Raw genomic sequence first — 13802 nt, forward strand, 5'->3', positions numbered from 1 at the left:
GTTCGGTCCGCCGCTCGGCTCGACGTTCGGCTCGGTGTTGGGCCCGCCGCTCAACTCGCTACTCGGCTTGCCCGGCTCACTGCTCGGCGAGCGCCCGCAGCCGGCTGAGCGCGCGGTGCTGGGCGACGCGGACGGCGCCCGGCGACATGCCGAGCATCTGTCCGGTCTCCTCGGCGGTGAGGCCGACGGCGATCCGGAGCAGCAGCAGCTCGCGCTGGTTGTCCGGAAGGTTGGCGAGGAGCTTCTTCGCCCACTCCGCATCGCTGCTGAGCAGGGCCCGCTCCTCCGGTCCGAGCGAGTCGTCGGGCCGCTCCGGCATCTCGTCGGAAGGCACGGCGGTGGAACCGGGATGCCGCATGGCGGCGCGCTGCAGGTCAGCGACCTTGTGCGCGGCGATGGCGAAGACGAACGCCTCGAAGGGGCGCCCGGTGTCCTTGTAGCGCGGCAGCGCGAGGAGCACCGCGACACAGACTTCCTGCGCGAGATCCTCCACGAAGTGCCGTGCGTCACCCGGCAGTCGGGTCAGACGGCTGCGGCAGTAGCGGATCGCGAGGGGGTGGACGTGCGCGAGAAGGTCGTGCGTGGCCTGCTCGTCACCCTCGACGGCGCTGTGGACCAGTGCACCGATGGCTCCTCGGCCGGCTGCCTCGTCGTCGCGCATCGGTCCATGGTGCCTTGGCGGCGTCCGGTCCGTGGCACCGCGTCCGTAGTTGTGCACTGAAGCGTTATGAGCAGGTGCGCCGGAACTCATCTCGTGCGCCCTCCCCTTCCGCTCGGCCGACTTGTCCCTGAGGAACTCCACAACTCAAGGATGCGGCATGTCCGGCGAAACGAGGACCGGCGGCCGTCCGCAGCCCCGTCCGCCCTGGGGCGGACGGGGATCGCTGTGCCCCCGCGGCGGCGCACCGTGCGCCTTAGCGGACCAGGCCCCAGCGGAAGCCGAGCGCCACGGCGTGCGCACGGTCCGAGGCGCCGAGCTTCTTGAAGAGGCGGCGTGCGTGCGTCTTGACCGTGTCCTCGGAGAGGAAGAGCTCGCGCCCGATCTCCGCGTTGGACCGGCCGTGACTCATGCCCTCGAGCACCTGGATCTCACGCGCCGTGAGCGTCGGCGCCGCACCCATCTCGGCCGACCGCAGTCTGCGCGGCGCGAGCCGCCAGGTCGGGTCGGCGAGCGCCTGCGTGACCGTGGCACGCAGTTCGGCACGCGAGGCGTCCTTGTGCAGATAGCCGCGGGCGCCGGCGGCGACGGCGAGCGCGACACCGTCCAGATCCTCGGCCACGGTGAGCATGATGATGCGCGCACCGGGATCGGCGGACAGCAGCCGCCGGACCGTCTCGACGCCGCCCAGACCGGGCATGCGTACGTCCATCAGAATCAGGTCCGAGCGGTCGGCGCCCCAGCGGCGCAGGACTTCCTCGCCGTTGGCCGCGGTCGTCACGCGCTCTACGCCGGGGACGGTCGCGACCGCGCGGCGGAGCGCTTCTCGGGCAAGCGGGGAGTCGTCGCAGACGAGGACGGATGTCATGACCGTCCTCCGCAGCTGATGCGCGTCACCTTGGGCCTCCAGGCTGGTACGAATCGTCACCTGTGCGGTCGACGCTCTCGGACAGATGCCCGAGCGCTTGTTCTCTCAACCGCCTCCGCACTCTCAACGACGGTCACCCGAAAGAGTTACGGGTTCGACGGTCTGCTTCGGCACTCTACGTGAGGGACCGGACACAGAGCAGACGGCGCAAGCGACCCACCAGGTTTCACCACAAGTCATGCCCCATTTAGCCCTTTTTCTTCACTTTCAGTGGTGTCTGAGGCTAGATTCGCAATGAGTCATATTTTCATCTCCTTAGACAGTAGATGTACGGTTCTTGGGCACCTTCCCGCGTCAGAACGGCTACAAGGGGACATAGCAATGGCAGATTTCTCCCGCCTTCCCGGACCGAACGCAGATCTGTGGGACTGGCAGCTCCTCGCGGCCTGCCGCGGGGTGGACAGCTCGCTCTTCTTCCATCCGGAGGGGGAGCGGGGAGCGGCGCGCAGCGCCCGCGAGAACTCGGCCAAAGAGGTCTGCATGAGGTGTCCGGTGCGCGCGGAGTGCGCTGCTCATGCGCTCCAGGTACGCGAGCCGTACGGCGTGTGGGGCGGGCTGACCGAGGACGAGCGCGAGGAGCTCATGGGCCGCGCCCGCAACCGGCTCGTCGCCGCCGCACCCGCACCGGCGGGCGGCGCACCACCCGGGGTGAACAACTGAAGGAACGTTTTTCCAAGGTGGGCACGCAGTGACGTGCCCGTGGGCCTGTGTGGGCCCGATCAGCGGGCCGCGGCCCGCGCCAGGTGGTCCAGCGTGGCTGCCACGGCCGGCACCTGGGCCAGGTCGGGCAGTGTGAGGGCGACGATCTCGCGCTGCACAGCCGGCTCCACCGTCACCGTGCGTGCACCCTTGGGGCGTACGGATTCGATGGCGAGCTCCGGCAGGACCGCCACACCGAGGCCTGCACCGACCAGGCCGATCACCGCCGGATAGTCGTCGGTCGCGAAGTCGATGCGCGGAGTGAATCCCGCGCCCTCGCAGACCTCCACCAACTGCCGGCGACAACGCGGGCAGCCCGCGATCCAGGGCTCGTCGGCCAGCTCGCCGATGGAGACCGCGTCCGACTTGGCCAGCCGGTGCCCCTCAGGGACGAGGCCGACGAGCCGGTCGGCCAGCAGCGGACGTACGACGAGGTCGTCCCAGTCCTCCGCGGCCTGCGCCCCTTCGTAACGGAAGGCCAGGGCCACATCGCAGTCGCCCTCACGCAGCATCTCGACCGAGCGCGGCGGCTCCGCCTCCACCAGGGAGACGCGGGTGCCGGGGTGCGCGGCACGCAGGGCGGCCAGCGCCGTGGGGACGAGCGTGGAGCTGCCGCTGGGGAACGAGACGAGCCGGACACGGCCTGCGCGCAGACCCGCGATGGCGGCGACCTCTTCCTCCGCCGCGGTCAGTCCGGCCAGGATTCCCGCCGCGTGTCGCACCAGAGCTTCACCCGCCTGGGTGAGTCGCATCTCGCGGCCCGTACGGATGAGGAGCGGGGTACCCGCAGAGGATTCGAGGGCCTTCATCTGCTGGCTGACCGCGGGCTGGGTGCAGCCGAGTTCGCGGGCGGCCGCCGAGAAGGAGCCGGTGGCGGCCACGGCGCGCAGGACACGGAGATGACGGGCCTCGATCATTCCTCAAGCATAAGGGAGCCTTGGATACAACGGGAAATATTGCGTCGACGCTTTGGCGCCGTGTCGCTTAACGTGCCGTCATGAAGCTTCTGTCTCTGAATGTGGGTCGCCCCGAGGCCAGTGAGCACACCGACCAGGCCGAGGGGGTGACCGGTATCGACAAGCGGCCGGTGCCGGGCCCCGTCCGGGTGGCGGCACCCGGGCCCAAGGGGGTCGGGGCCAGCGGTCTCGAAGGCGACGCCGTGTGCGACATGCGCCATCACGGCGGCGACGACCAGGCGGTCTACGCCTTCGCCCGCGAGGACCTCGACGAGTGGCAGGGCACGCTCGGCCACGTTCTGCGCAACGGCTCGTTCGGCGAGAACCTCACCACCGAGGGTGTCGACGTGACGGGCGCGAAGATCGGCGAGCGCTGGCGTGTCGGCCCCGACCTGGTCCTCGAGGTCGCCTCGGGCCGGATCCCCTGCCGCACGTTCCAGGGCCACCTCGGCGAGAGGGGGTGGGTCAAGCGCTTCACTGCGCGGGCCGCCCCTGGGGCGTATCTGCGGGTGATCGAGCCGGGCGCGATCCGGGCGGGCGACACGATCGAGATCGTGCACCGGCCCGACCACGAGGTGACCGTCGCCTTCCAGTTCCGGGCCGTCACGACCGACCGGGACCTGCTCCCGCGGCTGCTCGTCGCGGCGGACGCACTCGCCCCCGAGGCAGTCGAGGCGGCTCGTACGTACGTGGCGAAGTACGGGGGCGGGGACCTGGCGGGCGACGCGGCGTAGGGGCGGAGCGGGCCTGGGCGCGCGGCGGGGGCGCACTCGGGCGCGCGTCGCCAGCGGCCTTGCTCCGCACGGCGGTTGCGCAACTGGTCCGCGTGGACGTTGCACAACTGGTCGCGAGCGCCACGCCGGTGACGGCCAAACCGGCCCCGCGGAGAACGCGCTTGAAGCGGACATGCGTCGGGCTTCCCGCCCGACGCACCCCCACCGCATCGGGGACCACCCCCGCGACTACCCGAACCGCCCGTGGATATAGGCAAGTTGGAGATATCGGAAAGCGACGGGGCGGCGCGTGGGTGCTTCTTCCCGGCACTCCGTACATGTCCGCTGCCGTCCGCTCTCCCACGAGGACAGTGGTGTGCCGGGGCAGTTCGTGGTCGTGGACAAGGGACAACGCGCGGGGACTCCCGAGCGTGGTCATGCCCACGGCGGTCACTAGCCTTGCCCCATGACTACCGCTCTGATTACGGGATCCACCTCGGGGATCGGTGCCGCGTTCGCGCGCCGGCTCGCCGCGGACGGCCACGACCTCGTCCTGGTGGCGCGTGACACCAAGCGGCTGCGGGAGCAGGCCACCGAGCTCCACGACCGGCACGGCATCGAGGCCGAGGTGCTCACGGCGGACCTCGCCACCGACGAGGGCATCGGCGCGGTCGAGGCACGGCTGACCGACCGCAAGCGTCCGGTGGACCTGCTGATCAACAACGCGGGCTTCGGCAACAAGGGCCAGTACCTGGAGGTCCCGCTCGCCGACGAGTTGACCATGCTGAAGGTGCACTGCGAGGCGGTCCTGCGGCTCACGTCCGCCGCGGTGGCGCCGATGCGTGAGCGCGGCAGGGGCGGCGTGGTGAACGTGGCGTCGGTCGCGGCGTTCGTGCCGCGCGGGACGTACGGCGCGTCGAAGGCATGGGTCGTGCAGTTCACGCAGGGCGCGGCGCGGGACCTGGCCGGCAGCGGTGTGCGGCTGATGGCGCTCTGCCCGGGCTTCGTCCGTACGGAGTTCCACGAGCGGGCCGACATGGGCACCGACAACATCCCCAAGTGGATGTGGCTCGACGCCGACAAGCTGGTGGCAGCGGCGCTCGCCGATCTGGCGCGCGGCAAGTCGCTGTCGATCCCGGATCCGCGGTACAAGACGCTGATGGGCGTCGTGAAGCTGGCGCCTCGCGGGCTGCTCGGCGGCGTCACGGCGAAGACGGGGCGCAAGTACGGGCCGCAGTAAGGCGCGGCGAGTCCGGGTCCAGGTCCAGGTCCGGGTCCGGGACCAAGGCCGGGTCCGGCGGGACCTCGGCCCCGCCAGGGCCCGCTCCCGCTCCCGCTCCCGCCGGGTCGTTACACGGCGGTGGGAGGATGGAGCTGTCCGGACCGCACGCAGGGGGGCCGGAGGGTGGCGTCATGACGTTCGTGCAACTGATCGACTGCAAGACCAGCCGATTCGACGAGATGAACCAGCTCATGGACACATGGGCGGAGCGGACCAAGGGGAAGCGGACCGCGACGCACAGCGTCGTCGCCAAGGACCGGTCCGACGCCTCGCACTTCATCGAGATCGTGGAGTTCCCGTCGTACGAGGAGGCGATGCGGAACTCGAACCTTCCGGAGACCGACACGATCTTCCGGGAGATGGTCGCCCTCTGCGACGAGATGCCCACCTTCACCGACCTCGAGGTGGTGCGGGACGAGCAGTTGTACGCGGGCAACGCGCGCCGGTTCTTCGAGACGGTCGCCACCGAGGGTGAACTGCCGCCGCTCAACGACCTGCTCGCGGAGGACTACCACGACCACGACCCCGGCAACGTGACGGACACCATCGGGCTCGACGCGATGCGGCGCCAGATCGAGATGTACCGCGCCGGGTTCGACATCGACTTCACCATCGACGACCAGATCACCGAAGGCGACCGCGTGTGCACGCGGTGGACCTTCAAGGGCGACCACAACGGTGACTTCATGGGGGTTCCGGCGACGGGCATCCAGGTCACGATGACCGGCGCGACCATCTTCCGGTTCCAGGAGGACGGGAAGATCGTCGAGGGCTGGTGGCACGAGGACCGGCTGGGGCTGATGGCCCAGCTCGGCGCACTCGATCAGCTCGAGTCCTGACCGCTCGGGCCCGGACCCGGCGCCGCACACGCCGAGGCCCGGCCCCGCGAAGAACGCGGAACCGGGCCTCGTACGAACAGACGCCAGTCGGACTGGCCCTGCACCAGTTACTCAGCGCACCAGTGGCTCAGTGCACTAGTGGGAGTGACCGTGCCCGTGGCCGCCGGCCTCGGACTCCTCCTCCGCCGGCTTCTCGACGACCAGGGTCTCGGTCGTGAGCAGCAGCGAAGCGATGGACGCGGCGTTCTCCAGGGCGGAGCGGGTGACCTTGACCGGGTCGATGACGCCGGCCTTGACCAGGTCGCCGTACTCGCCGGTCGCGGCGTTGAAGCCCTGGCCCTTGTCGAGCTCGGCGACCTTCGAGGTGATGACGTAGCCCTCGAGGCCGGCGTTCTCGGCGATCCAGCGCAGCGGCTCGACGGCGGCGCGGCGCACGACCGCGACACCGGTGGCCTCGTCACCGGTCTTGTCGAGGTTGCCCTCGAGGATCTTGACGGCGTGCACCAGAGCGGAGCCACCACCGGAGACGATGCCCTCCTCGACCGCGGCGCGGGTCGCGGAGATGGCGTCCTCCAGACGGTGCTTCTTCTCCTTGAGCTCCACCTCGGTGGCGGCGCCGACCTTGATCACGCACACGCCGCCGGCGAGCTTCGCGAGGCGCTCCTGGAGCTTCTCGCGGTCCCAGTCGGAGTCCGTGTTCTCGATCTCGGCCTTGATCTGGTTGACGCGGCCCTCGACGTCGCCCTTGATGCCGCCACCGTCGACGATCGTGGTGTCGTCCTTGGTGATGGTCACGCGGCGGGCGGTGCCGAGCACGTCCAGACCGGCCTGGTCGAGCTTGAGGCCGACCTCCTCGGCGATGACGGTGGCACCGGTGAGGGTGGCCATGTCGCCGAGCATCGCCTTGCGGCGGTCACCGAAGCCGGGCGCCTTGACGGCGACGGCGTTGAACGTGCCGCGGATCTTGTTGACGACCAGGGTCGACAGGGCCTCGCCCTCGACGTCCTCGGCGATGATCAGGAGCGGCTTGGAGCCACCGGCCTGGATGACCTTCTCAAGCAGCGGCAGCATGTCCTGGATGGAGGAGATCTTGCCCTGGTTGATCAGGATGTACGGGTCCTCGAGCACGGCCTCCATGCGCTCCTGGTCCGTCACGAAGTACGGAGACAGGTAGCCCTTGTCGAACGCCATGCCCTCGGTGAAGTCCAGCTCCAGACCGAAGGTGTTGGACTCCTCGACGGTGATGACACCGTCCTTGCCGACCTTGTCCATCGCCTCGGCGATGAGCTCGCCGACCTGCGAGTCCTGGGCGGACAGACCGGCGACGGCGGCGATGTCGGCCTTGTCCTCGATCGGGCGGGCGGTCGCGAGGAGCTCCTCGGACACGGCCTTGACCGCGGCGTCGATGCCCTTCTTCAGGGCGGCCGGGGAGGCGCCCGCGGCGACGTTGCGCAGGCCTTCCTTGACCAGGGCCTGGGCGAGCACGGTGGCGGTGGTGGTGCCGTCACCCGCGATGTCGTTGGTCTTGGTCGCCACCTCCTTCACCAGCTGGGCGCCGAGGTTCTCGTACGGGTCGTCGAGCTCGACCTCGCGGGCGATCGTGACACCGTCGTTGGTGATGGTGGGAGCGCCGAACTTCTTGTCGATGACGACGTTGCGGCCCTTGGGGCCGATCGTCACCTTGACCGTGTCGGCAAGCTTGTTGACGCCGCGCTCGAGGGCGCGACGGGCGTCCTCGTCGAACTTCAGGATCTTCGCCATGGAGCTGATCAGTCCTCTCGAACGAACTGCGCCCCCGACGCCCGGCATGCTGTGACGAATCGCAGCTGAGTATCGGGGGCCAGGGGCGCAGAACTAAAACAGGTGGGTGAATTACTTCTCGACGATCGCGAGCACGTCGCGAGCCGAGAGGACGAGGTACTCCTCGCCGTTGTACTTCACCTCGGTGCCGCCGTACTTGCTGTACAGCACGATGTCGCCGGTCTGCACGTCGAGCGGCAGGCGCTCACCGTTCTCGAAGCGCCCCGGGCCCACGGCGAGGACGACGCCCTCCTGGGGCTTCTCCTTCGCGGTGTCCGGGATGACCAGGCCAGAGGCGGTGGTCTGCTCGGCGTCGAGCGGCTGGACCACAATGCGGTCCTCGAGCGGCTTGATGGCAACCTTGGAGCTGGTGGTCGTCACGATCCGACCTCCCCCTTCGGAGATCACGGGGTTAACTGTCTGAGGTGGCGACCAGGTGGATCCGTCGTCGCGGGTGCCGGACCTGCCCGTCGCTATTGGCACTCTCCAGTGGGGAGTGCCAGGGCCGAGACTATGACTGCGATTAGCACTCGGTCAAGCGGAGTGCCAATTCACTGAGGGCGAGTCTTCCGCACGGCCCCTCCGCACGCCCCCTCCAGCCCGTCCGTCACAGGTAGTCCTCGAGCCTCCCCACCGTGAACCCCTGGGCCTGGATACGGCGCAGCAGCCGCGTCGTCGTCCCGGTGAGCGTCGTCCCGCGCGGGTCGTCGGCGTCACGGAACTGGGCCCGGACGATGTCGCCGGGACGCAGCCTGCCCCCGTCCGTGTGACGCAGGTCGTCGCTCCCCACCGAGGCGCGCCACAGGACCACGACGTCGACCCCGCAGGTGGCGGCGGCGCGCAGGGTGTTCTGGTCGTACTCGCCGAAGGGCGGGCGGAGGAGACGGGGGCGGGTGCCGAAGCGGTTCTTCAGCCGGTCCTGCTGGCCGCAGATCTCGGAGTGCTGCTCGGCGTACGGGAGCGAGGGCAGGAGGTGGTGGTTCAGGGTCTGGTTCTGCACGCCCGCGCCGAAGGTCCGCAGCCTGCCGAAGTGGTCGTGGCCGGGGCCCGCGACACCGTCCGTGAGGAAGACGCTGACGGGCAGCCGCAGGTCGCGGACCATGTCGGCGAAGCGCGGATCGCGGTCCACCCCGTCGTCGAAGGTCAGGAAGACGACGTGGTCCTTGGTGCGGACGTGATCCACGACGGGCGGGAGCGCGTGCGGTCCCGGTCCCGCCCCGGCCACGTGGCGTGCCGGGGGTCTCGGCGCCGGGGCGAGCGGCGCGGAGAGTCCCCAGCGTCGGTAGGCGTCCGGGGCGCGGCCGCCGCGCGGAGTTGTACCGTGGCGCGCGGGGGCGTGAAGAGGTGCGAGGCGCCCCGGTCCCCCGCCCGCCCCCGCCTTCCAGGCCCCGAGCGCACCCCACGACCCACCCCCCGGACCGGCGGTCGGTGTGGCCGTCGGTGCCGCGTCGTGCGAGTGGCGGACCTTCTCGGCCGCCTTCCTGCTGAGCCGCTCGATCGGGTCCACGGACTGGGCACACCCGGTGAGCAGCGCGGGTACGAGGACACCGGCGGCCAGGGCGGCGGCGAGCAGCCGCCTGGGCCCGGTGCGCGCGGAGGCCCGTCGCGCCCGCACGGACATCACAGGTAGTCCTCCAGCCTGGCCACCGCGTACCCCTTGTCGGTCACGTACTTCATGAGCAGGCGGACCATGTCGGGCATGGTGCCCTTCCACTCCTCGCGGCCCCGGAAGTGGGTCAGGATGATGTCGCCGGGGTGCAGGTCCCGGTCCTCCTCGCGCCACTCGACGTGGTCGACGTACACCTCTTCGTTCCAGATCGGCGCGTACTTGATGCCGCAGGACTTGGCGGCGCGCAGCGTGTCCCGGTTGTAGTTGCCGTACGGCGGCCGGAAGAGGACGGGCCGCTCGCCGTACTGCTTCTGCATGATGTCCTGCATGCCGCAGATCTCGCGCCGCTGCCCCGCGTAGGACAGGCCGGGCAGATACGGGTGCGTCAGCGTGTGGTTGTTCAGCGTGACGCCGCGGGGCTGCATCTTCCTGAAGTAGTCGTAGTCGTCCTTCACCAGGTAGTTGCTGAGGAAGGCGGTGTACGGGATCTTCAGGTCGCTCATCATCTTCAGGAACGCCGGGTCCTTCTCGGAGCCGTCGTCGATGGTGAGGAACACGACCTTGTCCTTGGTCGGCACGGTCGTGAAGACGGGCGGCAGATCCTCCTGGCCCTCGACCTCGAAACCCTTACGGGCCCTGATCACGGGCTTCTCCGCGGGCGCGGGCGGCGCGAGGAGCGGCGGCTTCGACAGGCGCCACTTCTTGGCCATCGCTACGCGGACGGCCTGGGCGGCACGCATCTTGCCCGCGTGGGAGTCGGGGGCGGGCGGCGCCTGGAGGGGCTGCTGGCCGGGCGCCGGCTCGACGGCCTTCTCGGCGTCGGCCGCGGCACACCCGGAAGCGACCGCGCAGGCGGCGAGAACGGCGAGGCCGGCCCGCGCACGGGCGCGCCGGGGCCCCCGGCCCGACACCCCTTTAACGGCTCTTTTGTCGTTTTGTCGTACAAGTCGCATGGCGCCGGATCCTCGCAGCTCACGGCACTGATCAGGGCCCGACACCGCGGCCGGGCGCGCACCGTCCACCGACTGGCCCACAATGGGCCTGATGAACGACCTCGCCTCCTTCAGCTCGCTGCTCTCCGCGGAGGGCCAGGCGCTCCTCGACGACGTACGGGACATCACCCCCGGCCAGGAGCTCGCCGTCGCCACCCGGCTGCGCCGCGACCACCCGGCGGACCTCGTCTCGGCGGCCATCGCGCAGGCCCGGCTGCGGCAGCGTGCCGCGGCGAAGTTCGGCGAGGCGGACGCGCGCCGCATGTACTTCACGGCGAACGGCGTCGAGCAGGCGACCCGCACGAGCGTCGCCACCCATCGCGCGCAGGAGTTCAAGGCGCTCGGGGTGCGCTCCGTCGCCGATCTGTGCTGCGGCATCGGCGGCGACGCGATCGCGCTGGCCCGCGCCGGAATCTCCGTACTCGCCGTCGACCGCGACCTCCTGACCTGCGAGGTCGCCCGCGCGAACGCTCAGGCCCTGGGCCTCGACGGGCTGATCGAGGTCCGCGAGGCCGATGTCACCGAGGTCGACACGGAGCCGTACGACGCGGTGTTCGTCGACCCCGCGCGCCGGGGCGGCGGCAAGGGGGGCGGCCGGATCTTCGACCCGGAGGCGTACTCCCCGCCCCTGTCCTGGGCGGTCGGCGCGGCGCTCGGGGCCCGGCACGCGGCCCTGAAGATCGCGCCCGGCATCCCCCACGAGGCGATCCCCGACGCGGCCGACGCCGAGTGGATCTCGGACGGCGGGGACGTGAAGGAGGCCGTGCTCTGGTTCGGCACCGAGCCGGGCCGCATGCGGGCGACGCTGCTCCCCGGGCCGCGCGCACTCACCGGCCGCGGTCTCCCTGACCCCGAAGTGCGGTCCGTGGGGCGGTACTTGTACGAGCCCGACGGCGCCGTCATCCGCGCCCACCTGGTCGCCGACGTGGCCGAGGAGGTAGCGGGCGGGCTGATCGACGAGACGATCGCCTACGTCACGTCCGACACGCTACGGGCGACGCCGTACGCCACCGCGTACGAGATCACGGACCGACTCCCCTTCAACGTGAAGAAGCTGAAGGCGCTGCTGCGGGAGCGCGAGGTCGGGATCCTTACGGTGAAGAAGCGGGGGTCGGCGGTGGAGCCGGAGGAACTGCGCCGCAAGGCGCTGCCGAAGCGGCACGGCCCGAACGCGGTGACGGTCTTCCTGACCCGCGTCGCGGGCGCCCCGACGATGCTGCTGGGGGCGCCCGCGCAGCCGGCTACTGGTGGTGCCGGGTCCTGAGCGGCTCCAGGTTCGGCTCGGCACCGATCGGGCCGGTCCGCTCCACCGAGGTGGCGTCACCGCCGTTCGTGCGGGCCAGGAAGGTGCTCTGCCGCGTGCTCTGCGGCTCCACCCCGTTGTAGTACGGGTGATAGACGTACTGGCCGCTGCCCGCGCTGATCGCGGCTCCGGAGGCGTCCAGCGCGCCGGCCGCCACGGACCCGCTGCCGCCGAAGCCGACCGCGAACTGGACGCTCGCGGACTCCCGCATCAGATAGCTGCTCGTCGCGCTCGACAGGGAGCCGGGCGTGGTCCAGAGCACGGGACCGAACACGTTCATCGCGGAGCCCGCGGACACACCGCCGCGCCATGAGTCGACCGAGGCGAGCCCCGCCTGGCTCGGCGCACTCCACCAGAGCTTGGCAAGGGCGGCCGCGGTGCCCTCGTGCCCGGTCCCCGTGACCGGGTAGTAGGTGTACGTCGAGGGCCAGCTGGAGAACGTCGTGTGCGTCAGCGCGTATTTCGCGGACGTCCCCACCGGGATGATCATGGTGTCGTCGGGGTCGAGGCTGTTGAGGTACGACTTCACCGACGAGGTCAGCGTGTTGCCGTCGTTGAGCACGACTCCGCCCGCGCTGCTCGTCCCGTCCGCGCCGGCCGCGACCGACGCCGCCAGCGCCGAGTGGTAGTCGGTCCCGGTCGCCAGGAACACGTACTTCGGCGCGCTGGTGATCGACTTGGCCACGGCGACCGAGGTCGAGTAGCGGGAGGTGCCCGCCAGCCGCTTCGGTGTGAAGCCGAGCGCGGTCACCTGCGAGGACACGGTGCTGCTGAGCATGGACGTGCCGCCGACGAGATAGACGTACGCCCCCGGCTTCAGCGTCCGCTTGAGCTCCGTCTTCACCGCGGACGACAGACCGCCCGACGGCGTCATCAGGACCGGCCCGTGCTTCTTGCCCGCGAGGGCGGGCGCCGTGAGCGAGTACGAGGGGCTGTCGCGGTTGATCAGCACCGCCGCCTTGGCGTCCATCAGGCCCGGCTCGCTCTGCCCGACCGTGTTCCACGTCCAGCGCGAGGAGGCAATGTTGGTGCCGTAGGTGTCTGCACCCCAGACACGGCCCGTGGTGTTCTTGCGCAGCGGCTGCCAGCTGGGGTTGTAGCCGAAGTTGCCCTCCTGGTGACCCGCCACCGCGGTCAGCGTCCCGCTCGCCAGGTCCACGTACTCCGTGGTGTGCACGTCGGAGCTGTCGCCCGAGGTGTCCGCGTCGAAGATGATGCGCTCGCCGGTGGGTGACCAGGACGGGTTGGCGTAGCCGCGCGGGCCGGTGGTGATCTGCTTGACGTCCGTGCCGTCGGCGTTCGCCGTGAAGATCTGCGACGGGCCGCCGTCGGGGTACCGGACGAAGGCCAGCCGGGTGCCGTCCGGTGAGAAGGCGGGCTGCTCGCCCTCGGTGAGGATCTGCTTCACCGTCCCGGACTCGGGGTCGTAGGTCCAGATGCCCTTGTTGTCGTAGCAGCCGTAGTTGACGCGCCGCTCGAACGCGATCACACCGGACGTGCTCACGGTCGGGTCGTTGTCGCAGACGGTGGTCGGCTCCTGAGCGCTCGTCAGGAGCGGGCGCGGGGCCCACGAGCCGTCGGAGGGGCCGTAGCCGAGCTGGCCGTTCGACGTGAAGAAGATGTACCGGCCGCCCCACCCGTAGGTGAGGTCACTGGGGATGTAGCTGGCATGGAATCCCTCGCCGTCCGGGAGGGTGACCTTGGAGGCGCCGCTCGGGCGGATGCTCTGGACGTCCTGCCAGGCGCTGACCAGACGGCTGCCGTCCGGGGCCCAGGCGGACCAGTCCCCGTCGTACGTGTTGGGGACCTGGGTGACGGCGCCCGTGGCCGGGTCGTACAGCTGCGGGCCGTCGAAAAGGATCTTGCCCTCGGTGCCGGGCCAGGGGCCGGCGTCCGCCGATGCGGCGGGCGCGGTCGCCAGACTGCCCGCGGCGAGCGCGACCGCGGTGGCGAGCACCGCGGCACGGCGGCGCGTGAAGAACTTCAAGAGTGTGACCCCCCACGGATCAGAAATGTCGGATTG

General features: G+C 70.4%; 13 protein-coding genes. 5 read left to right on the forward strand and 8 right to left on the reverse strand.

Annotated elements, in window-relative coordinates:
- Nucleotides 1-76: 76 nt before the first annotated feature.
- Nucleotides 77-661: a sigma-70 family RNA polymerase sigma factor gene (locus tag OG456_RS14810; protein WP_266561098.1), complete on the reverse strand. Its 585-nt coding sequence runs from the start codon at nucleotides 659-661 to the stop codon at nucleotides 77-79.
- Between the two features lie 253 nt (nucleotides 662-914).
- Nucleotides 915-1526, reverse strand: coding sequence for a response regulator transcription factor (locus OG456_RS14815; RefSeq protein WP_003948568.1), 612 nt, complete (start codon nucleotides 1524-1526; stop codon nucleotides 915-917).
- A gap of 381 nt (nucleotides 1527-1907) precedes the next feature.
- Between OG456_RS14815 and OG456_RS14820 the strand changes: the two genes are divergently transcribed.
- Nucleotides 1908-2246: a WhiB family transcriptional regulator gene (locus tag OG456_RS14820; protein WP_266561100.1), complete on the forward strand. Its 339-nt coding sequence runs from the start codon at nucleotides 1908-1910 to the stop codon at nucleotides 2244-2246.
- A 59-nt stretch (nucleotides 2247-2305) separates the two neighbouring features.
- Here OG456_RS14820 and OG456_RS14825 read toward each other — a convergent pair whose 3' ends face one another.
- Complete coding sequence (locus OG456_RS14825; RefSeq protein WP_116510981.1) at nucleotides 2306-3202, reverse strand: LysR family transcriptional regulator; 897 nt, start codon at nucleotides 3200-3202, stop codon at nucleotides 2306-2308.
- An 80-nt stretch (nucleotides 3203-3282) separates the two neighbouring features.
- On the opposite strand from OG456_RS14825, the gene OG456_RS14830 reads away from it, so the two are divergent.
- The 3 genes from OG456_RS14830 (at nucleotide 3283) to OG456_RS14840 (ending at nucleotide 6075) form a co-directional block, all read left to right on the forward strand.
- Nucleotides 3283-3975: an MOSC domain-containing protein gene (locus tag OG456_RS14830; RefSeq protein ID WP_266561103.1), complete on the forward strand. Its 693-nt coding sequence runs from the start codon at nucleotides 3283-3285 to the stop codon at nucleotides 3973-3975.
- Between the two features lie 445 nt (nucleotides 3976-4420).
- Complete coding sequence (locus OG456_RS14835) at nucleotides 4421-5194, forward strand: SDR family oxidoreductase (RefSeq protein ID WP_266561105.1); 774 nt, start codon at nucleotides 4421-4423, stop codon at nucleotides 5192-5194.
- Nucleotides 5195-5367: 173 nt separating this feature from the next.
- The gene (locus OG456_RS14840; protein ID WP_266561107.1) at nucleotides 5368-6075 is read left to right on the forward strand and encodes an ester cyclase; all 708 of its coding nucleotides are present in this window, start codon (nucleotides 5368-5370) and stop codon (nucleotides 6073-6075) included.
- Between the two features lie 135 nt (nucleotides 6076-6210).
- On the opposite strand, the gene groL is transcribed toward OG456_RS14840, so the two are convergent.
- The 4 genes from groL to OG456_RS14860 all read right to left on the reverse strand — a co-directional run bounded on the left by groL (nucleotide 6211) and on the right by OG456_RS14860 (nucleotide 10437).
- Nucleotides 6211-7836, reverse strand: coding sequence for a chaperonin GroEL (groL, locus tag OG456_RS14845; protein ID WP_266561109.1), 1626 nt, complete (start codon nucleotides 7834-7836; stop codon nucleotides 6211-6213).
- Between the two features lie 111 nt (nucleotides 7837-7947).
- The gene (groES, locus tag OG456_RS14850) at nucleotides 7948-8256 is read right to left on the reverse strand and encodes a co-chaperone GroES (protein ID WP_073810087.1); all 309 of its coding nucleotides are present in this window, start codon (nucleotides 8254-8256) and stop codon (nucleotides 7948-7950) included.
- Nucleotides 8257-8482: 226 nt separating this feature from the next.
- Nucleotides 8483-9496, reverse strand: a complete 1014-nt coding sequence (locus OG456_RS14855; RefSeq protein ID WP_266561119.1) for a polysaccharide deacetylase family protein — start codon at nucleotides 9494-9496, stop codon at nucleotides 8483-8485.
- The gene (locus OG456_RS14860; RefSeq protein WP_266561121.1) at nucleotides 9496-10437 is read right to left on the reverse strand and encodes a polysaccharide deacetylase family protein; all 942 of its coding nucleotides are present in this window, start codon (nucleotides 10435-10437) and stop codon (nucleotides 9496-9498) included. Before OG456_RS14860 ends, OG456_RS14855 begins: the two co-directional genes overlap by 1 nt.
- A gap of 91 nt (nucleotides 10438-10528) precedes the next feature.
- Between OG456_RS14860 and OG456_RS14865 the strand changes: the two genes are divergently transcribed.
- Entirely contained in the window at nucleotides 10529-11740 is a 1212-nt protein-coding gene (locus OG456_RS14865; protein ID WP_266561123.1) for a methyltransferase domain-containing protein, read from the forward strand.
- Here OG456_RS14865 and OG456_RS14870 read toward each other — a convergent pair.
- Entirely contained in the window at nucleotides 11718-13766 is a 2049-nt protein-coding gene (locus OG456_RS14870; RefSeq protein WP_266561125.1) for a cell wall-binding repeat-containing protein, read from the reverse strand. The two genes, OG456_RS14865 and OG456_RS14870, sit on opposite strands and share 23 nt — an antisense overlap.
- Nucleotides 13767-13802 lie beyond the last annotated feature (36 nt).

The organism is Streptomyces sp. NBC_01446, assembly GCF_026340095.1.
Lineage (GTDB): Bacteria > Actinomycetota > Actinomycetes > Streptomycetales > Streptomycetaceae > Streptomyces > Streptomyces aureus.

What these genes read in the sequence shown, in the direction of transcription:
- OG456_RS14840 (WP_266561107.1), top strand. Translation starts at nt 5,368, where the DNA reads ATGACGTTCGTGCAACTGATCGACTGCAAGACCAGCCGATTCGACGAG.
- OG456_RS14830 (WP_266561103.1), top strand. Translation starts at nt 3,283, where the DNA reads ATGAAGCTTCTGTCTCTGAATGTGGGTCGCCCCGAGGCCAGTGAGCAC.
- OG456_RS14825 (WP_116510981.1), bottom strand. Translation starts at nt 3,202, where the DNA reads ATGATCGAGGCCCGTCATCTCCGTGTCCTGCGCGCCGTGGCCGCCACC.
- groL (WP_266561109.1), bottom strand. Translation starts at nt 7,836, where the DNA reads ATGGCGAAGATCCTGAAGTTCGACGAGGACGCCCGTCGCGCCCTCGAG.
- OG456_RS14815 (WP_003948568.1), bottom strand. Translation starts at nt 1,526, where the DNA reads ATGACATCCGTCCTCGTCTGCGACGACTCCCCGCTTGCCCGAGAAGCG.
- OG456_RS14835 (WP_266561105.1), top strand. Translation starts at nt 4,421, where the DNA reads ATGACTACCGCTCTGATTACGGGATCCACCTCGGGGATCGGTGCCGCG.
- OG456_RS14810 (WP_266561098.1), bottom strand. Translation starts at nt 661, where the DNA reads ATGCGCGACGACGAGGCAGCCGGCCGAGGAGCCATCGGTGCACTGGTC.
- OG456_RS14820 (WP_266561100.1), top strand. Translation starts at nt 1,908, where the DNA reads ATGGCAGATTTCTCCCGCCTTCCCGGACCGAACGCAGATCTGTGGGAC.
- OG456_RS14865 (WP_266561123.1), top strand. Translation starts at nt 10,529, where the DNA reads ATGAACGACCTCGCCTCCTTCAGCTCGCTGCTCTCCGCGGAGGGCCAG.
- OG456_RS14860 (WP_266561121.1), bottom strand. Translation starts at nt 10,437, where the DNA reads ATGCGACTTGTACGACAAAACGACAAAAGAGCCGTTAAAGGGGTGTCG.
- OG456_RS14855 (WP_266561119.1), bottom strand. Translation starts at nt 9,496, where the DNA reads ATGTCCGTGCGGGCGCGACGGGCCTCCGCGCGCACCGGGCCCAGGCGG.